Annotated in this window: 24 protein-coding genes and 1 pseudogene; 10 read left to right on the top strand and 15 right to left on the bottom strand. The window is 54.5% G+C overall.

Annotation, left to right across the window (positions count from 1 at the left end; translation table 11 throughout):
* Nucleotides 1-126: transposase (locus ACEYDX_RS03390; protein ID WP_373740712.1), on the top strand; the 126-nt coding region annotated here is incomplete at its 5' end.
* Between the two features lie 163 nt (nt 127-289).
* On the opposite strand, the gene lpxA is transcribed toward ACEYDX_RS03390, so the two are convergent.
* From lpxA to ACEYDX_RS03445, 11 genes are all read right to left on the bottom strand, one after another.
* Entirely contained in the window at nt 290-1,069 is a 780-nt protein-coding gene (gene lpxA / locus ACEYDX_RS03395) for an acyl-ACP--UDP-N-acetylglucosamine O-acyltransferase (protein ID WP_373740629.1), read from the bottom strand.
* 46 nt (nt 1,070-1,115) lie between these two features.
* Nucleotides 1,116-1,574 (bottom strand): 3-hydroxyacyl-ACP dehydratase FabZ, encoded by a 459-nt coding sequence (gene fabZ / locus ACEYDX_RS03400; protein WP_373740630.1) that lies wholly within the window; start codon nt 1,572-1,574, stop codon nt 1,116-1,118.
* A 12-nt stretch (nt 1,575-1,586) separates the two neighbouring features.
* Nucleotides 1,587-2,630, bottom strand: coding sequence for a UDP-3-O-(3-hydroxymyristoyl)glucosamine N-acyltransferase (gene lpxD / locus ACEYDX_RS03405; RefSeq protein WP_373740631.1), 1,044 nt, complete (start codon nt 2,628-2,630; stop codon nt 1,587-1,589).
* 124 nt (nt 2,631-2,754) lie between these two features.
* Nucleotides 2,755-3,267 (bottom strand): OmpH family outer membrane protein, encoded by a 513-nt coding sequence (locus ACEYDX_RS03410; RefSeq protein WP_373740632.1) that lies wholly within the window; start codon nt 3,265-3,267, stop codon nt 2,755-2,757.
* A gap of 154 nt (nt 3,268-3,421) precedes the next feature.
* Nucleotides 3,422-5,818 (bottom strand): outer membrane protein assembly factor BamA, encoded by a 2,397-nt coding sequence (gene bamA, locus ACEYDX_RS03415; RefSeq protein ID WP_373740633.1) that lies wholly within the window; start codon nt 5,816-5,818, stop codon nt 3,422-3,424.
* A 3-nt stretch (nt 5,819-5,821) separates the two neighbouring features.
* Nucleotides 5,822-7,159, bottom strand: coding sequence for an RIP metalloprotease RseP (gene rseP, locus ACEYDX_RS03420; protein ID WP_373740634.1), 1,338 nt, complete (start codon nt 7,157-7,159; stop codon nt 5,822-5,824).
* A 280-nt stretch (nt 7,160-7,439) separates the two neighbouring features.
* A complete protein-coding gene (gene ispC, locus ACEYDX_RS03425; protein WP_373740713.1) occupies nt 7,440-8,675 on the bottom strand; it encodes a 1-deoxy-D-xylulose-5-phosphate reductoisomerase in 1,236 nt (411 codons plus the stop codon).
* 62 nt (nt 8,676-8,737) lie between these two features.
* Complete coding sequence (locus ACEYDX_RS03430; protein ID WP_373740635.1) at nt 8,738-9,532, bottom strand: phosphatidate cytidylyltransferase; 795 nt, start codon at nt 9,530-9,532, stop codon at nt 8,738-8,740.
* Between the two features lie 166 nt (nt 9,533-9,698).
* A complete protein-coding gene (locus ACEYDX_RS03435) occupies nt 9,699-10,448 on the bottom strand; it encodes an isoprenyl transferase (protein WP_373740636.1) in 750 nt (249 codons plus the stop codon).
* A gap of 235 nt (nt 10,449-10,683) precedes the next feature.
* Nucleotides 10,684-11,241: a ribosome recycling factor gene (gene frr, locus ACEYDX_RS03440; protein ID WP_373740637.1), complete on the bottom strand. Its 558-nt coding sequence runs from the start codon at nt 11,239-11,241 to the stop codon at nt 10,684-10,686.
* Nucleotides 11,242-11,432: 191 nt separating this feature from the next.
* The gene (locus tag ACEYDX_RS03445; protein ID WP_373740638.1) at nt 11,433-11,816 is read right to left on the bottom strand and encodes a helix-turn-helix domain-containing protein; all 384 of its coding nucleotides are present in this window, start codon (nt 11,814-11,816) and stop codon (nt 11,433-11,435) included.
* Between the two features lie 321 nt (nt 11,817-12,137).
* On the opposite strand from ACEYDX_RS03445, the gene ACEYDX_RS03450 reads away from it, so the two are divergent.
* Entirely contained in the window at nt 12,138-12,419 is a 282-nt protein-coding gene (locus tag ACEYDX_RS03450; protein WP_373740639.1) for a hypothetical protein, read from the top strand.
* A 63-nt stretch (nt 12,420-12,482) separates the two neighbouring features.
* Here ACEYDX_RS03450 and pyrH read toward each other — a convergent pair whose 3' ends face one another.
* The 4 genes from pyrH to ACEYDX_RS03470 all read right to left on the bottom strand — a co-directional run bounded on the left by pyrH (nt 12,483) and on the right by ACEYDX_RS03470 (nt 15,608).
* Nucleotides 12,483-13,202, bottom strand: coding sequence for a UMP kinase (pyrH, locus tag ACEYDX_RS03455; RefSeq protein ID WP_373740640.1), 720 nt, complete (start codon nt 13,200-13,202; stop codon nt 12,483-12,485).
* Nucleotides 13,203-13,519: 317 nt separating this feature from the next.
* Nucleotides 13,520-14,374 (bottom strand): translation elongation factor Ts, encoded by an 855-nt coding sequence (tsf, locus tag ACEYDX_RS03460; RefSeq protein WP_373740641.1) that lies wholly within the window; start codon nt 14,372-14,374, stop codon nt 13,520-13,522.
* A gap of 124 nt (nt 14,375-14,498) precedes the next feature.
* On the bottom strand, nt 14,499-15,230 hold the full coding sequence (gene rpsB / locus ACEYDX_RS03465; RefSeq protein ID WP_373740642.1) for a 30S ribosomal protein S2: 732 nt from the start codon (nt 15,228-15,230) through the stop codon (nt 14,499-14,501).
* A 135-nt stretch (nt 15,231-15,365) separates the two neighbouring features.
* Nucleotides 15,366-15,608, bottom strand: coding sequence for a hypothetical protein (locus ACEYDX_RS03470; protein WP_373740643.1), 243 nt, complete (start codon nt 15,606-15,608; stop codon nt 15,366-15,368).
* Nucleotides 15,609-15,820: 212 nt separating this feature from the next.
* Here ACEYDX_RS03470 and ACEYDX_RS03475 point away from each other — a divergent pair, with 212 nt between their 5' ends.
* The 8 genes and pseudogenes from ACEYDX_RS03475 to mlaE all read left to right on the top strand — a co-directional run bounded on the left by ACEYDX_RS03475 (nt 15,821) and on the right by mlaE (nt 22,024).
* Nucleotides 15,821-16,450: a 5-formyltetrahydrofolate cyclo-ligase gene (locus tag ACEYDX_RS03475; RefSeq protein WP_373740644.1), complete on the top strand. Its 630-nt coding sequence runs from the start codon at nt 15,821-15,823 to the stop codon at nt 16,448-16,450.
* A 241-nt stretch (nt 16,451-16,691) separates the two neighbouring features.
* A complete protein-coding gene (gene minC, locus ACEYDX_RS03480) occupies nt 16,692-17,402 on the top strand; it encodes a septum site-determining protein MinC (RefSeq protein WP_373740645.1) in 711 nt (236 codons plus the stop codon).
* Between the two features lie 126 nt (nt 17,403-17,528).
* Nucleotides 17,529-18,338 carry a septum site-determining protein MinD gene (gene minD, locus ACEYDX_RS03485; protein ID WP_373740646.1) on the top strand — a complete coding sequence of 270 codons (810 nt, stop codon included), beginning with the start codon at nt 17,529-17,531 and terminating at the stop codon, nt 18,336-18,338.
* A 4-nt stretch (nt 18,339-18,342) separates the two neighbouring features.
* A complete protein-coding gene (gene minE / locus ACEYDX_RS03490) occupies nt 18,343-18,609 on the top strand; it encodes a cell division topological specificity factor MinE (protein ID WP_373740647.1) in 267 nt (88 codons plus the stop codon).
* 3 nt (nt 18,610-18,612) lie between these two features.
* A complete protein-coding gene (locus tag ACEYDX_RS03495) occupies nt 18,613-19,545 on the top strand; it encodes a hydrogen peroxide-inducible genes activator (RefSeq protein WP_373740648.1) in 933 nt (310 codons plus the stop codon).
* Nucleotides 19,546-19,859: 314 nt separating this feature from the next.
* Nucleotides 19,860-20,664, top strand: a pseudogene (locus tag ACEYDX_RS03500) (ABC transporter ATP-binding protein).
* A 104-nt stretch (nt 20,665-20,768) separates the two neighbouring features.
* The gene (locus ACEYDX_RS03505; RefSeq protein ID WP_373740649.1) at nt 20,769-20,996 is read left to right on the top strand and encodes a hypothetical protein; all 228 of its coding nucleotides are present in this window, start codon (nt 20,769-20,771) and stop codon (nt 20,994-20,996) included.
* Between the two features lie 251 nt (nt 20,997-21,247).
* Nucleotides 21,248-22,024 carry a lipid asymmetry maintenance ABC transporter permease subunit MlaE gene (gene mlaE / locus ACEYDX_RS03510; protein ID WP_373740714.1) on the top strand — a complete coding sequence of 259 codons (777 nt, stop codon included), beginning with the start codon at nt 21,248-21,250 and terminating at the stop codon, nt 22,022-22,024.
* The last annotated feature ends 10 nt before the right edge of the window (nt 22,025-22,034 follow it).

The following is a 22,034-nucleotide window of genomic DNA, read 5'->3' on the forward strand; positions in this document are numbered from 1 at the left end:
TGGCTTCCACCTTATAGCCCCGATCTGAATCAGATAGAGAAAAAGTGGGCTTGGATTAAAGGTGTTAGGAATCGGCTGCGAATTACGGATGTGGATTGGCTGTTTCAGGTGTGTATCGATAAATAAGTTTATTTGCTATACCTTTCGTCATTCCCGTATAGGCAGGAATGACGGCACTCAATCATGCCGTCTGAGATATAACATTCTGCCGTTTCCCACATCTGGAAACCGACAAACAAAGCAGGCCGTCTGAAAACTTTTCAGACGGCCTGCTTTCCAATTGCAACCGCTAGCGGATAATGCCGCGCGATGAAGAATGTTCGAAGAATTCTTTGAACACCGCCAGTTCCGGCAGCGTTTCGGCACGTTTGAGAATATCGGCTTTGGCTTCTTCAAACGGCAAATCGCGCAGGTAAACGGTTTTGTAAACGTCTTTGACATTGGCGATTTGCTCGGCGGTAAAACCGTTGCGGCGCATGCCTTCGCTGTTGATGCCTGCCGGTTCGGCGCGGTAGCCCGCGGCCATGAAGTACGGCGGCACGTCTTTGTGTACGCCGGCGGAAAAGGCGGTCATGGCGTAATTGCCGATGGTGCAGAACTGGAACACCAGCGTGTAGCCGCCGAGTACGACGTAATCGCCGATGGTAACGTGGCCGGCCAGCGATGCGTTGTTGGCGAAAATGGTGTGGCTGCCGACCACACAGTCGTGGGCAAGGTGGCAGTAGGCCATGATCCAGTTGTCGTCGCCGACGCGGGTTTCGCCGATGCCGGTTACCGTACCGGTGTTGAAGGTGGTGAATTCGCGGATGGTGTTGCCGTTGCCGATAATCAGGCGGGTCGGTTCGCCTTTCCATTTTTTGTCCTGCGGCTGTGCGCCGAGACTGGCAAACTGGAAAATGCGGTTGTTTTCGCCGATGACGGTATGGCCTTCGATCACGGCGTGCGGGCCGATTTCGGTGCCCGCGCCGATCTGTGCATTCCCGCCGATAACGGTGTACGCGCCGACTTTGACGCTGCTGTCCAGTTCGGCTTTGGGATCAATCACGGCGGTGGGATGGATAAGGGTCATTCGTTCTTCCTGTTGGGGCCGTCTGAATTGTTCAGACGGCCTTTTATTACTCGACAATCCTTTGGGCGCACATAATCACGGCTTCGGCGGCAAGCTGGCCGTCAACGGTGGCGGTGGCTTGGAATTTGCCGATGCCGCGTTTGTAGTTCAGCAGTTCCACATGGAAATCGAGACGGTCGCCGGGAATGACCTGACGTTTGAAGCGCACGTTGTCCAAGCCTGCGAACAGGGTGATTTCGTTTTCGCGCCGTTCGCTGTTGCCCTGTGTGAACACGGCCAGCACGCCGCAGGCCTGCGCCATGGCTTCGATAATCAGCACGCCGGGCATCACGGGATGTTCGGGGAAATGGCCTTGGAAGAAATGTTCGTCGAAAGTAACGTTTTTGTAGCCGTCGAGCGTTTTACCCGGTTCGACGGCGGTAACGCGGTCAATCAGCAGGAAGGGATAACGGTGGGGCAGGATTTTGCAGATGTCTTTGGATTCGATGGGGAGTTGGATTTCCATGAATATTCCTTGTTATTTTTCAATAGATTGGATATTTAATGTTTTTTCAAGCTCTTTGATGCGCCTGTTCATTTCGCTCAGGTGGCGGATATGGGCGGTGTTTTTCGCCCACTCTTTGTAAGGCTGCATCGGGAACGGGCCGGCGATGTGCTGCCCGCTTTCCTTGATGCTGTGGGTAACGGACGTGCCGCCGCCGATGGTGGTTTTGTCGGCGATTTCGATGTGGCCGACCGTGCCGACACCGCCGCCGATGATGCAGTAGCTGCCGATGGTCACGCTGCCGGAAATGCCTGTTTTGGCGGCGATGACGGTATGGCTGCCGATTTTGCAGTTGTGGCCGATTTGTACCTGGTTGTCGATTTTGGTGCCGTTGCCGACGGTGGTGTCGCTCATCGCACCGCGGTCGATATTGCTGTTGGAGCCGATTTCCACATCGTCGCCAAGCGTTACCGCGCCGGTTTGCGGGATTTTGAACCACGAATCGCCGGCAAAGGCCAGTCCGAAGCCGTCGGCACCGATGACTGCGCCGGAATGGATTTCGACGCGTTTGCCGAGCGTGCAGCCGTGGTAAATCACGGCGTTGGGATGAATGACGGTTTCGTCGCCCAATGTACAGCCGTGTTCCACCACGGCATTGGCCAGAATGCGGCAGCCTTCGCCCAGCACGGTATCCGCACCGATATAGGCGTTTGCGCCGATTTCGCAACTTGCCGGCACGGTGGCGGAAGGTTCGACAACGGCGGTGGGATGCACGCCCGCAGAGGCCGTCTGAATCGGGGAAAACAGCCGCGCGACTTTGGCAAAATAGAGATAGGGGTCTGCTGCGACAATCAGGTTGCGGCCGGAAAATTCATCTGCCGCTTTCGGCGACACAATCACCGCGCCCGCTTTACTGTCATGCACTTCGCTTTTGTATTTCGGGTTGGCCAAAAAGCCGATGTGTTCCGCCCGGGCTTCGGCCAGCGGCTTGACTGCGGCGATTTCGATGTCGCTGCCGCGCATTTCGCCGCCGAGTTCGGCGACGATGCGGGATAAAGTGTAGGTTTGCTTGGTCATAGGGTAAACCGGATTTGGATGCTGATTCAGACGGCCCGGAGTTTTACTGAAACGGCGGATGCCCGCCTGCTTTTCATCGCGGCCAACGGAAACGCAACTGCTGCCGTAAGGCCGTCTGAAAACATCAGCGGGCATTCATGGCTTTGATTACGCTGTCTGTGATGTCGTATTTTCTGTTGACATAGATAACGTCTTTCAGAATCAGGTCGTAGCCTTCACGCTTGGCCAATTCCACAATCACGCGGTTGGCGTTTTGTTGGAGCGCGGCGAATTCTTCGTTGCGGCGCAGGCTGTATTCTTCGGCAAACGCGGCTTGGCGGTCGCGGAAGGTTTTCACCAAATCAGCCCATTTCTTGCCGACTTTGTCGCGTTCCGCGCCGTGCAGTTTGCCGGAAGCAAGTTTTTTCTCGAGCTCCATGCCTTCCTGTTGGATTTTTTGCAGCTCTTTCTGGCGTTTGCCAAACTCTTTGTCCAGCGTTTTCTGAATGTTTTGCGCCTGTTTCACTTCCTGATACACGCGTTCGGTATTGATGAAGCCGAGTTTCTGCACGGCTTCCGCCGCCTGCGCTTGGGTAACCGGCCCCAAACCCAACACAGCGGCCATACACCAGCCGAACGCCGTCGGGATTTTTTTCATGATTTTTCCTTATTGTGTTTCGATGTTTCTTAACCACCTGTTTTCCAACGGTTTGCAGGCATCCTGCCCGCCAGAAGTTTCTTCCCGTGCCAACTAAGGCTTCAGGCCGTCTGAAAAACCTTTTCAGACGGCCTAACGGTCGGACTGCCGCCAATTAGAACGTGGTGCCCAACTGGAATTGGAAACGCTGGATTTCGTCGCCGTGTTTTTTCTTCAGCGGATGCGCGTAACTGAACTTCATCGGCCCCAGCGGCGAGAGCCATGTAACGGCTGCACCAGTGGAGTAGCGCAGCTCTTCCTTGAAGGTCGATTTATGCGTTGTGCCTTGTCCGTAAACATTCTGTACGCCGCCGCCGTCGCGGAGACGGTCGCTGCTGCTGTCATCATAAGTTTTGCCGTCCCACACACTGCCTGCATCGGCGAACACGCTCAGGCGCACGGTACGCGAGTCTTTCACGCCCGGGAAGGGGAACAACAGTTCTGCGGTGGCGTTGGCTTTTTTATTACCGCCGTAGCTGACCACATCTCCGTATTGGTCATACACTTTGGGACCGAGCGTGCCGCTTTCGAAGCCACGTACCGAACCCAAACCGCCGCCGTAGAAGTTTTCAAAGAACGGCATGGTTTTTTCTTTGCCGTAGCCGTTACCGTAACCCACTTCGCCGCCCAGCATCAGGGTGAAGTTTTTCGAGAGCGGGAAGAACCAGTTTTGGTTGTGGGTTAACGTATAGTATTTCAGCTTGCTGCCGGGCAAACCGATTTCGGCATTGACGTTGGTGGTATAACCGCGCGTCGGCCACAGGGCATTGTCGGTTTTGTTGCGTCCCCAGCCAACGTTGCCTTTGTAAATCCAGCCTTTGAAGCGGCCAATGCCGTCTTGCGGACCGCCGTGTTGGGTAATGAATTCGCGGTAGCGTTTCGGCGCGCCGTCGAAGGTGCGCACGGTCATGTGTTCCGCACCCAAACCGAAGTTCACACGGTCGTATTCCGTTACCGGCACACCCATGCGGATGCCTGCGCCCGCAGTAGTGGTTTTGTATTCCTGTGTGCTGGAAGACGATTTGCGCGGATCGTAAACCTTACCGTAAAGGTCGTAACCCAAGCTCACGCCGTCGGGCGTAAAATAGGGATCGGTAAACGACAGAGATGCGTTTTGGGTGGTTTTACTGCGCGATACGCGGGCAGATGCGGATTTGCCCGTGCCGAACAGGTTATCCTGCGACACGCCGGCCGACATCACCAAACCGGTATCCTGCACCCAGCCTGCACTCAAATCGAGCGAACCTGTCGAACGTTCTTTGACGCTCATGTTCAAATCGACTTGGTCGGGCGTGTTCGGCACCGGCTGGGCATCGAATTTCACATCATCGAAATAGCCCAGCAATTCGACGCGTTCTTTGGAACGTTGCAGTTTGGAAGTGTCATAGGGCGCGGCTTCCATCTGGCGCAGCTCGCGGCGGACAACTTCGTCGCGGGTTTTGTTGTTGCCGGTAATGTTGATTTCGTTGACATATACCTTGCGGCCGGGATTGACGTGCAGCACGAAATCCACGGTTTGGGTTTGCGGGTTCGGGCGCGGTTCGACATTGATTTCGCTGAACGCATAACCCGCGCTGCCCATGGTATTCTGCATCGCCTGCAGCGCATCCATCATTTTCTGGCGCTCATACCAGCGGCCTTCTTTCATATCCAGATGTTTTTGCAGGCTTTCCATCGGCACTTCGCGGGTATCGCCGGCAATGGCGACCTTACCCCAACGGTAGCGTTCGCCTTCTTCGACGGTTACCTTGATGGTTTGCTTGGTTTTGTCTTCGTTGGTTTGGATATCGGTATTCAGGATGCGGAAACCGAAATAGCCGCGGTTGTGGTAGAAATCGGTAACACGCTCCATATCCTGAGCGAATTTTTCTTCTTCGAAACGGTTGGACTTGGTCAGCCAAGACAGCATATTGCCTTCGCTCAAACGCATTTGACGCATCAGACGGCGGTCGGAAAAACGCTGGTTGCCTTCGAATTCGATATCGACGATTTTGGTGGGTTTGCCTTCTTCGACGGCAATGTTCACATCCACGCGGTTACGCGCAAGTTTGGTAACGGTGGGTGTGATTTTGACCGACTGTCTGCCGCGGTTCAAATATTCCTGACGCAGGCTCTCAACCACTTGGTTGAGCGTGGCTTGGCTGAACGGCTGCGATTGCGCCAACCCCATGGTTGTCAGGTTTTTCTTGATGGCATCGGCCGGCAGCACTTTGGCTCCGGTTACGTTGACGTTACTAATGGTGGGACGCTCGACCACGGTAAGCAGCACCTGATTGCCCATCGTTTCCACGCGCACATCATCGAAAAAGCCCGTCGCATAAAGGGTTTTGATGATTTCTTCGCCCATGTCGTCGGAAAAATTATCACCGACTTTCACCGGCAGGTAGTTGAACACCGTGCTGGGCTCGGTGCGTTGCAGACCTTCGACACGGATGTCCTGAATGGTAAAGGCTGCGGCCAACGGCGACAGACCTAACAGCATTAAGGTGGAAGCAATCTTGTTCAATTTCATAGTTTATCCAAACAAACGGTTGATATCGTTATAGAAAGCCAGCGTCATCAGCATCAGCATCAACGCCAAACCGATGCGCATGCCCATCTGCTGCACGCGCTCTCCCAGCGGCCTTCTCATAATCCATTCGACACTATAATACACCAAGTGCCCGCCGTCCAAAACAGGCACGGGCAGAAGGTTCATGATGCCGAGGCTCACGCTGACCAGCGCGAGAAACTCCACATAACTCTGCCAGCCCTGCTCGGCTGTTTTACCGGCCACGTCGGCAATCGTCAGCGGGCCGGAAATATGGGACAGCGAAGCCTGCCCGGTCAAAAGCTTGCCGAAAAATTCCAACGTCAGGCGGGAATATTCTGCCATCTTATCCCATCCCATTGCAAATGCCTCGCCGACCGAGGGGACGAAGCGGTAACGCACGCCGTCGTTCCAAGCCTGGTCGGGCTGCGCCGCCAAACCGACTTTGCCGAAAGTTTGGCCGCCTGCAATCTCTGCCGTCGGGCGCACGGTTGCCGTTTGGCGCACACCGCCGCGCAGATACTCGAGCGCGATGTCTTTATCCGCACTGGCCCGCACCAGCACCACCCAGTCGGCCCAACCCGAGAGCGGCTTGCCGTTGGCAGCCACCAGCGTATCGCCCGCTTTCAAACCGGCCTTTTCCGCTGCGCCGCCTTTGGACACTTCGGCCACCTGCATGGTATTTCTGAACGGCGACAAACCGATATTGCCGTGATTTTTCGCAACTTTACCCGCCTCGGGCGTTCCGGCAACGTCAATCGTGCGCACGGCATCCGCGCCCGATGCCGTCTGAACGGCAACATCTACCTTGCCCGATTCCATATTCAGTATGATTTCCGTGTGCGTATCGCCCCAGTCTTTCACGGCCTTACCGTTGACCGAACGGATTTTGTCGCCCGACTGGAAGCCCGCCTTGGCGGCAATGCTGGCCGGCTCGACCGTACCTGCAAACGGACGGATTTCGGTCACGCCGAACGAGAAACTCAGGCCGTAAAACAGCACCGCCAATATCAGATTGGTCAGCGGCCCTGCGGCCACAATCGCGATTTTCTTGGCCGGATGCTGTTTATCGAAAGCGTAGGGCAGATCTTCAGGTGCCACATTGCCTTCGCGCGTATCGACCATTTTGACGTAACCGCCCAGCGGAATCGGTGCCAGACACCATTCCGTATCCCCGCGTTTCTTTTTCAGAAACGGCTTGCCGAAGCCCACGGAAAAACGCAGCACCTTCACGCCGCACCAACGCGCAACGATGTAATGCCCGAATTCGTGCAGGCTGACCAGAATCAGAATGGCGACAAGAAATGCCAGAATTGTATTCACTAGGGTTCCCCAAATATTTTTGTTGGTTTTAACAAATCGGTTAGCTTAAGGCCGTCTGAAAAATAAGGCAAGTGATAGATAGACACCGCCGGCATTTACAAAAGCGGGTTGCGGTTTACAGATCAACAGCGCTTAATAACCGCACAGGCCGTCTGAAAACCGGTTTTTCAGACGGCCTGTGTGCCAACCGGCCATCGGCAGGCATTGCAAACCGACATCCTGCCTTTATTCCGCCGCACCAACCCGTGATTTGCCGAAATTTCCACGCACCGCCTGATTTTCAGACGGCCTTGGCAATCCGTTGCCGTGCCGCTTCGCGCGTTTCTTTATCCAAAATCAGCAGGCTTTCCACATCGTTCAGGCCGTCTGAAAAGCCCTGCTCCAAACAATGCGCCACCACGCGGGCGATGTCGGTGTAGCGGATTTTGCCGTCGAGAAACGCGGCCACGGCTTCTTCGTTGGCGGCGTTCAAAACGCATGGTGCGCTGCCGCCCGCGTGCATCGCATCGTAAGCGAGTTTCAGGCACGGAAAGCGGTTGAAGTCGGGTTCGCGGAACGTGAGCGCGGAAAGTTTGCCGAAATCGAGCGCGCACACGCCCGATTCGATGCGCTCGGGCAGGCCGAGACAATAGGCAATCGGCGTGCGCATATCGGGATTGCCCATCTGCGCCAGCACCGAACCGTCGCGGTAACGCACCATGCTGTGAATCACGGATTGCGGGTGAATCACGGTTTCGAGCCGTTCGGGCGGGCAACCGAACAGCCAGTGCGCCTCAATCAGTTCCAAACCTTTGTTCATCATGGTGGCGGAATCGACGGAAATTTTCCGCCCCATGCTCCAATTCGGGTGCTTCACGGCCTGTGCGGGCGTGATGCCGTCGAACGAGGCCAAATCGGTATCGAGAAACGGCCCGCCCGATGCGGTCAGCACGATGCTGTCGATGCCGTAATCGTTCAGACGGCCTCTTTGGAAACCCTGCGGCAACACTTGGAAAACGGCGTTGTGTTCGCTGTCCACCGGCAACACCCGCGCACCGTTGGCCGCCGCCGTTTCCATAAACAGCGCACCGGAAACGACCAGCGTTTCTTTGTTGGCCAGATAAATGGTTTTGCCCTTTTGCGCCGCCGCCAGCGCACTCGGCAGCCCCGCCGCGCCGACCACGGCACACATCACGCCGTCCACCGCGTCGGCCGATGCGATGTCAATCAAGGCCTGCGCGCCGTACAGCACTTCGGTTTGGCAGTTTTTTGCGGCCAGCAGCCGTTCGAGTTCGGCGGCATGCACAGCATCGGCCACCACCGCATATTCGGGGCAGAACGCGGCGCACTGTTCGGCCAGTTTCACCGTCTGCGTATGGCCTGCGAGTGCGAAAATCTTGAATTTTTCGGGATGGCGGGCAACAACGTCCAGCGTGGAAACGCCGATGCTGCCGGTACTGCCGAGAACGGTAAGGGTGTGTCGGGTCATGATTGCTTTTGGGTAAAGGCCGTCCGAAAAAAGGTTTTCAGACGGCATGGTGATGTTGAGGTTTGATGCGGATGCTGCACAGGGTTCAAAGCATGAATTATTCAGACGGCCTACCAAACCGCCTGTATCGCCGCATACACGCTGACGACGGCAATCAGGCTGTCCACGCGGTCGAATACGCCGCCGTGTCCCGGCAGCAGGCTGCTGCTGTCTTTGATGCCCGCCGAACGTTTGAACCAGCTTTCGAGCAGGTCGCCGCCGATGCTGACGGCGGTCAGCACAAAGCTGATAAACACCGTGCCGAAGAAACCGGCATCAAAACCGAGCCAGCCCGCCTGCCGCACGACCAGCAGATACACGGCGGCGCACACGGCTCCGCCGACGGCACCTTCCCAACTTTTACCGGGGCTGATGGCGGGGGCAAGTTTGTTTTTACCGAACGCTTTGCCGCAGAAATAGGCGGCGATGTCGGCCACCCAAACTAGGCCCATCACGGCCAGCAGCGGCAAAGCCTGCTCAGGCGCGGTACGCAGGGAAACGAGTGCGAACCAGAACGGCACCACCAGCATCCAGCCTGCGGCATAGGCCTGCCAGCCGCCGTTCAGCTTCCATTTTTTACGCAGCCACAGCGGGGCGAGTACGAACCAGAATGCGGACACCAGCCACCAAATCCAGCCGGGAAGCTGCCAACCGCCCGTATAGGCCGTGATGACGAACAGCAGCGTGGCGGCAAGGTAGTGGTTGGTTTTCATTTTGTCCAAACCGCTCATGCGGGCGTATTCCCACAGGGCAACGACGGCAATCAGCCCCGAAAAGGCCGCCCACAGCCAGTTTGGCGCATAAAACAGCATGCCGAGCATCAGCGGCAGCAGCCACAGAGCGGTGATGATTCGTTGTTTGAGCATGGAAATTCCCTTTTGGTTTTGGTGTTGCAAACGATTGCGACAGGCCGTCTGAACATATCGGTGCTGTTTTTTCAGACGGCCTGCGGTTTGATATGGTTGATGAAATCGGACTGCCGTTTACGAAACAGGAGTTTCTCGCGTTTGGAACGGGCGTTTCAGACGGCCTTTATCCCCGCTGCTGTTCGGCAGGCAGTTGCTCCGATGTCCGCCCGAAACGCCGCTCCCGCTTTCTGAACGAAGCCACGGCCGCTTCCAGCGCGGCTTTGTCGAAGTCCGGCCACAACGTGTCGGTAAAATACAGCTCGGCGTAGGCCATCTGCCAGAGCAGGAAATTGCTGATGCGGGTTTCGCCGCCGGTGCGGATAAACAGATCCGGTTCGGGCGCATCGCCCAGCATCAGGTGGCGGGTAACCGCTTCTTCGGTAATTTCCGACACGCCTTCCGCCAACAGTTTGTTGGCGGCCTGCAGAATATCCCAACGGCCGCCGTAGTCGGCCGCAACGGTCAGGGTAAGGCCGGTATTGCCCGCCGTGAGCGACTCCGCGTCTTCGATGCCTTTCCTGATGTCGTCGTTGAAACGGCTGCGGTTGCCGATAACGCGCACGCGCATATTGTTTTCATGCATCCGCCGCACCTGTTTCTGCAAAGCCTGCAAAAACAAACCCATCAGAAACGACACTTCATCCTGCGGCCTGCGCCAGTTTTCGGTGGAAAACGCAAACACGGTCAGGTATTCCACACCCATTTCCGCGCAGTGCTTCACCATGTTTTCCAGCGCGTCCAAGCCTTTTTTATGTCCCATCACGCGGGGCAGGAAACGCTTTTTCGCCCAACGGCCGTTGCCGTCCATAATCACAGCGACGTGGCGCGGAATCTGCGTATGCTCGGGAATGGTTTGCGTGCTGCTGATCTTCATGGCGGCGGCTTTCTGTTTCGGAGTTGTCTGGCGGCATTTTAGCAGAAACAAAGCGCGCGTCGCGTAATGTTTGGCAAGCGTTTTCAGACGGCATCCGCCGTTTACCCGTCCGCATCGGCCGCAGTCGGCCGCACGAAACATTCCCGCTCAAATCCCGTGCGCACAAACGCGCGGCACAGCAAAAGGCCGTCTGAATAACGGTTTTCAGACGGCCTCATATTCACGCAAAGACGGCTCAAATCGCCATCAAATCCTCTTCCTTCACAGCCAGCAGCTTGTCGGCTTCCGCAATAAACTTGTCCGTCAGTTTCTGAATCTGCTCCTCGCCGCGACGGGCCTCGTCTTCGGAAACTTCCTTGTCTTTCAAAAGTTTCTTGATGTGTTCGTTGGCATCGCGGCGCACATTGCGGATGGACACGCGGCCGTCTTCGGCTTCCGCACGCACCACTTTAATCAGGTCTTTGCGTCGCTCTTCGGTCAGCATCGGCATCGGCACGCGGATAACGTCGCCCATCGCTGCCGGATTCAGGCCCAGATTTGAATCGCGGATGGCTTTTTCCACCGCCGCAGCCATATTGCTCTCATAAACTTTCACGCCGATGGTGCGCGCATCAATCAAGGTAACGTTGGCCACCTGGCTCACAGGAACCTGGCTGCCGTAGTATTCCACCTCCACCTGGTCGAGCAGGCCGGCATGGGCGCGGCCGGTGCGCACTTTGGCAAGGTTTTCTTTCAAGACCTCGAGCGAACGCTGCATCTTGCCCTCGGCCTGTTTTTGGATGTCGTTAATCATATTTCTGCTTTCGGATGATATTGTCGGAAAAGATTGGCAGGCTTCAGACGGCATCAGGCCGTCTGAAAAGATGTGGCGCTATTATAAGGGCAAACGCGGTTTGCAGGGAATTTGCCGCACCGCTTGCACGGCCCGGCAATGGGCGGCAAAGCAAAGGCCGTCTGAAAAAACATTTTCAGACGGCCTTCGGCTTACTTCTGCAATGCGGCCAGCAACGATTTCAATGCGGCGATTTCGTTGTCTTTCTGCTCGATGATTTGATCTTTATAACCCGCCACTTCGCGGGCGTGTTCCAATTCGAGTTTTACTTTTTCGAGTTCAGAAACCAGATTTTCAGAAGTGGTATTGATATAGTAACTGGCATGGTTGCCACTGTTCTCACCGTTCAGACAAATCAAACTTTTTCCATCAGAAGTAACTAACTCGCCGATGTCCACTTTAAAAATTGCGGCCAGCTTTTCCAACTTGGCTAAATCCAACCTGCTTTCTCCACGCTCCAAACGCGAATAGCTGCTTTCCGAAATATTCATCCTCTCTGCCATTTCTTCCTGCGACCAATTATTCAATTCGTGCAAAGCGCGTACCTTGTCGTTGACTGCCATAACCTAATACCCCACTCACCGAATATCGACTTTAAATACTGAAAAAAGGGATTTAAAACCGATTTTCATAATGGAATTGCTAAATTCCAACGGATATTATCCCGACTGCCGATTCTTGGCAAACACCTTTTATTTTTACAACAAGGAAAACATTATGGCAACCAACCGGACAGGCAGTCCCAACCCTAATTGGCCGAGCAAAACAGGCAACACCAACCCCAACTGGCCAAGCAAAACAGGCAACCCTTCAGGCGGCGGGCGCGGAAACAATCCCCCTTCAGGCGGTGGCAAAAAATGAAAAAGCTTATTCTGCTTTCTTTGACATCGTTTATTTTGCAAGGCTGTGTTGTCCATACTCCAACCATTTCATCAAACTTAATCGAAGCGGATGAAACCAAAGGAAATTTAATCCAGATTACAGGCAACAATTGCAGTATTTCATGTGAACGAATGGCGATACACAAAGCCCAAGAAATTTGCCCTGCTGGATATTTTACCCACAATACCAGTGCTCCCGATTTTCGTACCATCAGTATGATAATTCGTTGCCAGAAACCAGTAACGCAAGCTAATTAATGCTCTTAGAGAGAAGGCCGTCTGAAAACTTTTCAGACGGCCTTTATTACACTCAAACTCAAATCAGCAATGCACCAGCGTTCCTTCATCCTGCCCTGCAATCACACGTTTGAGTGCGCCTTCTTTGGCGATGCCGAACACGACGATGTTGAGCTTCTGTTCGCGGCAGAGGGCGAATGCGGTGGCATCCATCACTTTCAGGTTTTTCACGATGGCTTCGTCGAACGTGAGGGTTTGGTAGCGGGTGGCCGACGGGTCTTTTTTCGGGTCTGCGGTGTAAACGCCGTCGACATTGGTGGCTTTCATCATGATGTCGCAGTTCATTTCGGCACCGCGGAGGGCTGCGGCGGTGTCGGTGGTGAAAAACGGATTGCCGGTACCGGCTGCAAAGATAACGACTTTGCCTTCTTCAAGGTATTGGATGGCTTTGGGACGGGTGTAGGTTTCGGCGATTTGCTGCATGGAAAGCGCGGACTGTACGCGGGCTTTTACGCCGAGCGATTCGAATGCGTCTTTCAGGGCGAGCGCATTCATGACGGTGGCCATCATGCCCATGTAGTCGGCGGTGGCTCTGTCCATGCCTTTGGCTTGAGTGGCCACGCCGCGGAAGATGTTGCCGCCGCCGATCACGACGGCAACCTGTACGCCCATGTCCACGACTTCTTTAACCTGCCCGACGATTTTCATAATGGTATCGCGGTTGATGCCGAATGCGTCCTGCCCCATCAGGGCTTCGCCGGAGAGTTTCAGTAAGATGCGTTTGTATTTGGTTGCTTGAGTCATGGGATACCTTGCTTTCTTTCGGAGGGATTTCGGTGCAGGCCGTCTGAAAAAGGATTTTCAGACGGCCTTTGCTGCGGGAATATTGCCGTTTGGACATTTTAGAGTGTTTGCTGCGGCGGTTCAAACCGTTTGCAGCGAAACGACTGAAATTTATCTTTTTACCTGTAGGCGGCGGTTTTCAATGTTTTCTTCATGCGGGCAAAACGGTAAAACCGGTTTAGGTTTATTTGAATCATGCCGTGTTTGCAACATGAGCCGTTTCAAAAAAAAGCACCCCGATTCAACAACGAACCTGAGTGCTTTTCTTTCATCACGCTTTATACCTTGGCGGCTGCGGCTACTTCGGCTGCGTAGTCCACCACGGCTTTTTCGATGCCGTCGCCCACTTTGTAGCGGACAAAGGAAACGACTTCCGTACCGTTCTCTTTCAGGAATTGGGCAACGGTTTGGTCGGGGTTCATCACAAACTGCTGACCGTTCAGAGTGATTTCGGCCAGGAATTTTTTGATACGGCCTTCAACCATTTTGGCGGCGATGTCGGCGGGCTTGCCTGACTCAATGGCCTGCTGGGTGTAGATGTGGCGTTCTTTTTCAACGGTTTCGGCATCTACTTCGGCTTCGGAAACACATTGCGGTTTGGCGGCAACGATGTGCATACCCACTTTGCGGGCAATATCTTCGGAACCTTTGAATTCCACCAAAACACCTTCGGTCGCCAGCGCGCCATGAATATAGGCAGTCAGGCTGTCGGCGGTATCGATAACCTGGAAACGGCGCACAGACATATTTTCGCCCAACTTGGCGATGATGGCTTTGCGTTCGTCTTCCACCAACGCGCTCAGTTCTTCAACGGTAGCCGGTTTTTTCTCTGCGGCGGTTTTGGCAACGGAATTGGCGAAAGCAACGAAGCCTGCGTCTTTGGCAACAAAGTCTGTTTCGCAGTTCACTTCGACCAAAGCGCCCACCTTGCCGTTGACGGCATAAGCCAGCACGCCTTCGGCCGCGGTACGGCCTGCGAGTTTGCCTGCTTTGGCACCTGATTTGATGCGCAGGATTTCTTCGGCTTTTTCCATATTGCCTTCGGCTTCAACCAGTGCTTTTTTGCACTCCATCATGCCCAGACCGGTAGCGGCGCGCAAATCGGCAACCATTTTTGCAGTAATTTCTGCCATTTTGAATCTCCTAAAAATCGGGAAAACAATGCGGCAAACGCATTGAATAAGAATCTTGAAAGGCCGTCTGAAAAAACCTGATCAGACTTTCAGACGGCCTAACGGGGCTGGGTACAGGCCGGCATTACTCGGCTGCGGCAGCTTCCTGAACGGCTGCTACGGTTTCTTGCAGCGCCTGGTTTTTGCCTTCCAGAACCGCATCGGCGATGCCGCGGCAGTACAGGCGGATGGCTTTGGCGGAGTCGTCGTTGCCAGGGATAACGTATTTCACGCCGTCGGGGCTGTTGTTGGTATCCACCACGGCAATCACGGGGATGCCCAGTTTTTCCGCTTCGACCAGCGTGCCTTTTTGGTAGCCGGTATCGATGACGAAAATCGCATCGGGCAGGCCTTTCATGTTTTTGATGCCGCCGAGCGAACGCTCCAGTTTTTCAACATCGCGCTGCATTTCGAGAATTTCTTTTTTGCTGAAACCGCTTTCGGCGGCATTTTCCAGCGCAGCCGTTTTTTCTTCCAAGCGTTTGATGGACTGCTTCACGGTTTTGAAGTTGGTCAGCATACCGCCCAACCAGCGGTGGTCAACGAAAGGCATACCGGCACGGACGGCTTCTTCGCGGATGATTTCGCGGGCCTGGCGTTTGGTACCGACAAACAGCACGTTGCCTTTGTTTGCAACCAGACGGCGCACGGCTTCTTGCGCTTCTTGGAACAGCGGCAGGGTTTTTTCCAGATTGACAATATGGATTTTGTTGCGCGCACCAAAAATGTATTGCTCCATTTTCGGATTCCAATAACGGGTTTGGTGGCCGAAGTGGACACCGGCTTCAATCATCTGGCGCATGGTAACTTGAGACATAATATTCCTTAAAGGGTTAGTGCAAACACGCCTGCGCATAGAACCCGTTGCAAACGGGCACCCTTCGGCGCGACGTGCGGCGTTGGATAAAATAAAAAATGTTTCCGAAACGGAAAACCGCGCGATTATATCGGATTACAGGCCGTCTGAAAAGGGTTGGCCGTCTTTATCTCCGCCATCTTTTTCAGACGGCCCCGACTGCTTTTCCTCCAGTTTCATCAAACGGTTACGCCGACGGGTTTTGACCACCCAAAATACAAACAGGCACGGCAACACCGTCCAAAACACAAAATAAATCAGCCCGCGCGCCACAGTCGGCTGCGCTGCGGAAAACATCACGGTAACGAAAATATAGCCGATGGCGACGATGTGCCACATGGTTTGCAATCCTTTCTGTTTCAGACAGCCTGGCCGCATTGCCTAGCCGCATTTTAGTCCAACCACATCCGCATTTTTAACGCTCTCTGTGATTCTTGACTAAATTCACTTTATTTAAAGTACATTATTTAAAGCACATTCTGCCGTCAGTTTGGATGGCATTGAGTTAATTATATAATCCAAACATCACGCCACCGAAAGGCCGTCCGAACATGCCCCTTCTTGAAAAATCCGCCTTGCGGCGCGAACTGCGGCGGACACGCAGCCGCCTGACCAAACAGGAACGCCGAACCGCCGAACAATCCGCAAACCACCGTCTGAAACCGCTGGCCAAACGCGGTAAAAACATCGGCGTTTACTGGCCAATGGGCAGCGAACTGCGGCTCGACGGATTTGTTCAGACGGCCTTAAAACGCGGCGCACGCCTTTACCTGCCCTATATCGAACCGCGCTCGCTCAGGCTGTGGTTCACCCCCTTTCCAACCGGCAACGCAAACGCCGAACGCAAACGCAGCACATCGAAACTGCACATCCCGCAGTTTGCCGGACGGAAAATCCGCGCCCACCGTCTGCACATTTTAATCATACCGTTGGTCGGCATCGACCGGCAGGGCTTCCGTTTGGGACAGGGCGGCGGTTATTACGACGTATCGCTGGCCGCACTCAAAGGCCGTCTGAAACCGAAACTGATCGGCGCGGGTTTCGCCTGCCAGCTTACCGACAGCCTGCCGCACGAAGTACACGATATGCAGCTTGACGGATTTATCTGCGAAAACGGCACACTACGTTTCAAAAAGGTACAGACGGCATCGTTTTCCGAACCCGGTTCCAGAACAGAATAATGCCGCCTTTCCGAAACATACACGACTTTTCAGACGGCCCACCTCCTGTTGCGCAACAAACACAGCCGCATCCGCAACTTCATCCTGAAAAATGCCAAAACAGCAAATTCCAAAAGAATAAAAACTTCTTTACAGACTTTGCAGAACTTTTTTTCAGTCCAAACCGTGCAAAGCGATTGAATAGCCAAGTTTAACAAGGTAAACTTCCACCATTGAATTTTTTTATAACTCCAAACACAACATGAAAACTGCTTTTGATGTGAAGTCATCCCGAATGGATGTGCTCGCCATCCATCTGCACACCGCAGATTTAACCGAATTAGAAGAATTTTTACGCCAGCGGGCAGGTCAATACCGTGAGTTCCAAGTCATGCCGTTCGTGCTCGACGTGCAGGATTTCGACCATCCCGAATCATTCGACGTAGGTGCGGTGATTTCCGTATTCGCCCGCTACGGCATGCAGATACTGGGTCTGCGCCACCCGAGCGAAACTTGGGCGCCCACCGCTTCGCGATACCACCTGGTGTTTTCGCTGAGCGAAAGCATTCCCGTCGAAAACCGCCCTGCCCTTGAAGAAACGCAGTTCGTCCCCTCCTCATCCGCAGGCACAAGCAACCCGACCGTGATTGTGAACACCCCCATCCGCACAGGCCAGCAGGTATATGCGGAAAACGCCGATTTGATTGTTACCGGCATGGTCAACCACGGCGCGGAAATCATTGCCGACGGCAACATCCACGTTTACGCCCCGATGCGCGGCCGCGCATTGGCCGGCGCGAGCGGCAACCGCAGTGCGCGGATTTTTATCTATTCGATGCAGGCCGAACTGGTTTCGGTGGCCGGCATTTACCGTAATTTCGAACACGAGCTGCCGGAACACCTGCACAAAAAAACCGTGCAGATTCTGCTGCAGGACGACCGTTTGGTCATTACCCCAATCGACGGCAACTAAAGGAATACAGGCCGTCTGAAACGGCTTCGGGCAGCACCTACCCATGATGTTCCGCCCGCAATTTACCGTTTCAAACCAAAGTTTCAAATAACGGTACGCAAGTACCCAAAACAAAAAGGAAATACCGTGGCAAAAATCATTGTAGTAACTTCAGGCAAAGGCGGTGTCGGCAAGACCACCACCAGCGCCAGCATCGCAACCGGCCTGGCTCTGCGCGGCCATAAAACCGCCGTTATCGACTTCGACGTAGGCTTGCGCAACCTCGACCTGATTATGGGCTGCGAACGCCGCGTGGTGTACGACCTGATTAACGTTATTCAGGGCGAAGCCACGCTCAATCAGGCACTGATCAAAGACAAACACTGCGACAATCTCTTCATCCTGCCCGCCTCTCAAACCCGCGATAAAGACGCACTCAACCGCGACGGCGTGGAAAAAGTGATGAAAGATTTGGCCGAAATGGGCTTCGAATACATTATCTGCGACTCGCCCGCCGGTATCGAGCAAGGCGCGCTGATGGCACTTTATTTTGCCGACGAAGCCATCATTACCACCAATCCCGAAGTATCCAGCGTACGCGACTCCGACCGCATTCTCGGCATCCTGCAGAGCAAATCCCGCCATGCCGAACAGGGCAGCACCGTCAAAGAACACCTGCTGATTACCCGTTATGCACCCGAGCGCGTGGAAAAAGGCGAGATGCTGTCGGTTCAGGACATCTGCGACATCCTGCGCATTCCGCTTATCGGCGTGATTCCCGAATCTCAAAATGTTCTGCAGGCATCCAACTCAGGTTCGCCCGTCATCCACCAACAGGATGCGGTAGCCGCCGAAGCCTACAAAGACGTTATCGCACGACTGCTGGGAGAGACCCGCGAAATGCGCTTCTTGGCAGCCGAGAAAAAAGGCTTCTTCAAACGACTGTTCGGAGGCTGATTCGATGTCTTTAATGGAACTGCTTTTCGGCAAAAAAGATAAAACCGCCACCGTCGCCCGCGACCGCCTGCAAATCATCATTGCACAGGAGCGCGCGCAAGGTTCCGCTTCCACTCCCGACTACCTGCCCACCCTGCGCAAGGAACTTTTGGAAGTGCTGTCGAAATACGTGAAAGTATCGCTCGACGACATCCGCATTTCCCAAGAAAAACAAGACGGCATGGACGTTTTGGAACTGAACATCACACTGCCGGAATCCAAAAAGGTGTAATCGATGACGCTGACCGAACTGCGTTACATCGTTGCCGTCGCACAAGAGCGTCATTTCGGCCGTGCCGCACGGCGCTGCTTCGTCAGCCAGCCCACCCTGTCCATCGCCATCAAAAAGCTGGAAGAAGAGCTGGCCGTCCCCCTGTTTGACCGCAGCAGCAACGACATCATCACCACCGAAGCAGGCGAACGCATCGTTGCCCAAGCCCGCCGCGTGCTGGAAGAAGCCGATTTAATCAAACACTTGGCAAACGAAGAGCAAAACGAACTCGAAGGCGCATTCAAACTCGGCCTGATTTTCACCGTAGCCCCCTACCTGCTGCCCAAACTGATTATGGCGCTGCGCGACAGCGCGCCGAAAATGCCGCTGATGCTCGAGGAAAACTACACCTATACGCTGACCGAATCGCTCAAACGCGGCGATTTGGATGCCATGATTGTGGCCGAACCTTTCCACGAACCCGGCATCATCAGCGAACCGCTCTACGACGAACCTTTCTTCGTAATCGTCCCCAAAGGCCACCATTTCGAAGAACTCGACGCCGTTACGCCGCAGATGCTGGCAGAAGAACAAGTGCTGCTGCTGACCGAAGGCAACTGTATGCGCGACCAGGTTTTATCCAGCTGTTCCGACCTTGCCGCCAAACAGAAAATCCAAGGGCTGACCAACACTCTGCAGGGAAGTTCCATCAACACCATCCGCCACATGGTTGCCAGCGGACTTTCCATCAGCGTTTTGCCCGCCACCGCGCTCACCGAAAACGACCACATGCTCTTCAGCATCATCCCGTTCGAAGGAAAAGCGCCGCAACGCCGCGTGCTTCTGGCCTATCGCCGCAACTTCGTCCGCCCCAAAGCCCTGTCTGCCATCCGCAGCGCAGTGCTGAACTCCCAGCTGAGCGGGGTAACGTTTGTCAAAAGCGAAAATGCCGAATAAACCGAACCGGTTGCCAAACCAATCAAGGCCGTCTGAAAATTCAGACGGCCTTCTTGTTCCGCGAAATATACCAATCTGCCTGCTACCGCTTATACAGCCTGAATCTACATTTTTATCATATTCCAAAACCGATAACCCGCCGTTTGTTGAAATTATCCTACAACCTCCACCCAAACCGCCGCATTGCACAAAGCCGAAGCAGCATGACTTTTAACACCGCCTTACAAAGCGTTGCACATTCAGGCCGTCTGAAAAATTGCCCGCCCCCTTGCAAACCTTTAAAATACAAGGCATTTGAAATCTCCACCGTCGCCATGAACCACACGCCCTTCATCCAAATGAACAATGTCGCCTTCGCCTACGGCGACCGTCCGATTCTGAACAACATCAATTTCAGCATCGAACAAGGTGCGTTCGCCGCCATCATGGGCGGTTCGGGCAGCGGCAAAACCACGCTGATGCGCCTGATTACCGGCCAAATCCATCCGCAACAGGGAGAAGTTTTGGTGGACGGAAAGAATCTGGCCGCACTCTCCGCCGACGAACTCTACGAACACCGCCGCCGCATGGGGGTTTTGTTCCAACACGGTGCGCTGTTTACCGATTTGTCCGTGTTCGACAACATCGCCTTCCCCATGCGCGAACTGACCAAACTGCCCGAAGCCGTTATCCGCGATTTGGTCATTTTGAAACTGAATGCCGTCGGACTACGCGGCGTAGAAAAAACTGATGCCCTCGGAATTATCCGGCGGGATGGCCCGGCGGGTGGCGCTGGCGCGCACCATCGCGCTCGACCCGGAAATCATGCTTTATGACGAACCGTTTACCGGTCTCGACCCGATTTCGCTGGGTGTGATTGCACACCTCATCAGCCGCGTCAACAAAGCCCTGCGTTCCACCAGCATCATGGTAACGCACGACATCGAAAAATCGCTATCCATCGTCGACCAAGTGATTTTTCTCGCGCACGGCGAAATCATGTTCAGCGGTACGCCGTCTGAAATGAAACAACTTGACTCGCCTTGGGTTAAACAGTTCGTCGGCGGGCTGGCCGACGGCCCCGTGGCATTCCGCTATCCTGCGCAAACGGATTTACGGCAGGACTTGTTGGGCGCGTAAACACAACAAACGGCAGGCAAATCCCGCCGCACAAAGGGACAACTGGTTTTCAGACGGTATCTATGCCATTCAGGCCGTCTGAAAAAACCGACAGGAGAAAAGCCATGAGTGAAGAATCTGCCTGTGCATCCCTACAAGCATACCGCAACATGGCCTGCAACCCCGACCTTGCGCCTGTATCCCGTACACACCGTCTGACGGCATTTGTATGCGATGTCATCCTACTTTGTCGCCAACCATTTTTTCTCCTTGCTACCGCAGAAGCGCAGCATTGGATTATCAGCGGAGACGTCGTGTCTTTAAGCAAATACCTGACCGTTCCGGCCGTCTGAAAACAGCAACGGCGTGCTGGTTGGCCCTGATTCAAAAACCGTTTTGGAAAAGAAACACCCCCCGCCATACCGATATGGCCCGGCATCCGTGATGCAGCCGATAGTCCGGAATACTGCAGATACCTGCAAACCAAATGATTAAAAACGGCAATCCGCCCCCGTATCCGGCAGCGCTTTTTAAAATACCCGTTTTTCAGACGGCCTGTTCCAACGCAGGCCGTCTGAAACCGAAAAACCTTTTATTGAACCACATGAACTTTATCCGAACCGTCGGGGCGAATACCCTGAACTTTATCCAATCGCTCGGCAGCGTGTTTCTGTTTTTACTGCGGATTCTCGCCAAATCGGGTACGGCTTTCGGGCGCATCCGCCTGAGCATACGACAGGTGTATTTTTCCGGCGTGATGTCGGTATTGATTATCGCCGTGTCCGGATTATTTGTCGGTATGGTATTGGGTTTGCAGGGCTACACCCAGTTGGCCAAATTCAAATCCGCCGACGTGCTCGGCTTTATGGTGGCCGCTTCGCTACTGCGCGAACTCGGCCCCGTGCTGGCGGCGATTCTGTTTGCCAGCAGCGCGGGCGGTGCGATGACCAGCGAAATCGGCCTGATGAAAACCACCGAACAGCTTGAAGCGATGAACGTGATGGCGGTGGATCCCGTTGCCCGCGTGGTTGCGCCGCGCTTTTGGGCGGGCGTATTTTCGATGCCGCTCTTGGCTTCGATTTTCAACGCGGCGGGGATTTACGGCGGCTATCTGGTCGGCGTGGAGTGGCTGGGGTTGGACAGCGGCGTGTTTTGGTCGCAGATGCAGAACAACATCACCATCAGCTATGATGTCGTCAACGGTTTGATTAAATCGGCCGTATTCGGCGTGGCGGTAACGCTGATTGCCGTGCATCAGGGTTTCCACTGCGTGCCGACTTCCGAAGGAATCCTGCGCGCCAGTACGCGCACTGTGGTATCGTCGGCCCTCACCGTGCTGGCATTGGATTTTGTATTAACCGCTTGGATGTTTACCGAGTGATTGTGAGATT

Source organism: Neisseria sp., from assembly GCF_041804105.1.
GTDB lineage: Bacteria > Pseudomonadota > Gammaproteobacteria > Burkholderiales > Neisseriaceae > Neisseria.

What these genes read in the sequence shown, in the direction of transcription:
- lpxA (WP_373740629.1), bottom strand. Translation starts at nt 1,069, where the DNA reads ATGACCCTTATCCATCCCACCGCCGTGATTGATCCCAAAGCCGAACTG.
- fabZ (WP_373740630.1), bottom strand. Translation starts at nt 1,574, where the DNA reads ATGGAAATCCAACTCCCCATCGAATCCAAAGACATCTGCAAAATCCTG.
- lpxD (WP_373740631.1), bottom strand. Translation starts at nt 2,630, where the DNA reads ATGACCAAGCAAACCTACACTTTATCCCGCATCGTCGCCGAACTCGGC.
- ACEYDX_RS03410 (WP_373740632.1), bottom strand. Translation starts at nt 3,267, where the DNA reads ATGAAAAAAATCCCGACGGCGTTCGGCTGGTGTATGGCCGCTGTGTTG.
- bamA (WP_373740633.1), bottom strand. Translation starts at nt 5,818, where the DNA reads ATGAAATTGAACAAGATTGCTTCCACCTTAATGCTGTTAGGTCTGTCG.
- ispC (WP_373740713.1), bottom strand. Translation starts at nt 8,675, where the DNA reads ATGCCGTCTGAAAACCTTTTTTCGGACGGCCTTTACCCAAAAGCAATC.
- ACEYDX_RS03430 (WP_373740635.1), bottom strand. Translation starts at nt 9,532, where the DNA reads ATGCTCAAACAACGAATCATCACCGCTCTGTGGCTGCTGCCGCTGATG.
- ACEYDX_RS03435 (WP_373740636.1), bottom strand. Translation starts at nt 10,448, where the DNA reads ATGAAGATCAGCAGCACGCAAACCATTCCCGAGCATACGCAGATTCCG.
- frr (WP_373740637.1), bottom strand. Translation starts at nt 11,241, where the DNA reads ATGATTAACGACATCCAAAAACAGGCCGAGGGCAAGATGCAGCGTTCG.
- ACEYDX_RS03450 (WP_373740639.1), top strand. Translation starts at nt 12,138, where the DNA reads ATGAAAAAGCTTATTCTGCTTTCTTTGACATCGTTTATTTTGCAAGGC.
- pyrH (WP_373740640.1), bottom strand. Translation starts at nt 13,202, where the DNA reads ATGACTCAAGCAACCAAATACAAACGCATCTTACTGAAACTCTCCGGC.
- tsf (WP_373740641.1), bottom strand. Translation starts at nt 14,374, where the DNA reads ATGGCAGAAATTACTGCAAAAATGGTTGCCGATTTGCGCGCCGCTACC.
- rpsB (WP_373740642.1), bottom strand. Translation starts at nt 15,230, where the DNA reads ATGTCTCAAGTTACCATGCGCCAGATGATTGAAGCCGGTGTCCACTTC.
- ACEYDX_RS03470 (WP_373740643.1), bottom strand. Translation starts at nt 15,608, where the DNA reads ATGTGGCACATCGTCGCCATCGGCTATATTTTCGTTACCGTGATGTTT.
- ACEYDX_RS03475 (WP_373740644.1), top strand. Translation starts at nt 15,821, where the DNA reads ATGCCCCTTCTTGAAAAATCCGCCTTGCGGCGCGAACTGCGGCGGACA.
- minC (WP_373740645.1), top strand. Translation starts at nt 16,692, where the DNA reads ATGAAAACTGCTTTTGATGTGAAGTCATCCCGAATGGATGTGCTCGCC.
- minE (WP_373740647.1), top strand. Translation starts at nt 18,343, where the DNA reads ATGTCTTTAATGGAACTGCTTTTCGGCAAAAAAGATAAAACCGCCACC.
- ACEYDX_RS03495 (WP_373740648.1), top strand. Translation starts at nt 18,613, where the DNA reads ATGACGCTGACCGAACTGCGTTACATCGTTGCCGTCGCACAAGAGCGT.
- ACEYDX_RS03505 (WP_373740649.1), top strand. Translation starts at nt 20,769, where the DNA reads ATGAGTGAAGAATCTGCCTGTGCATCCCTACAAGCATACCGCAACATG.
- mlaE (WP_373740714.1), top strand. Translation starts at nt 21,248, where the DNA reads ATGAACTTTATCCGAACCGTCGGGGCGAATACCCTGAACTTTATCCAA.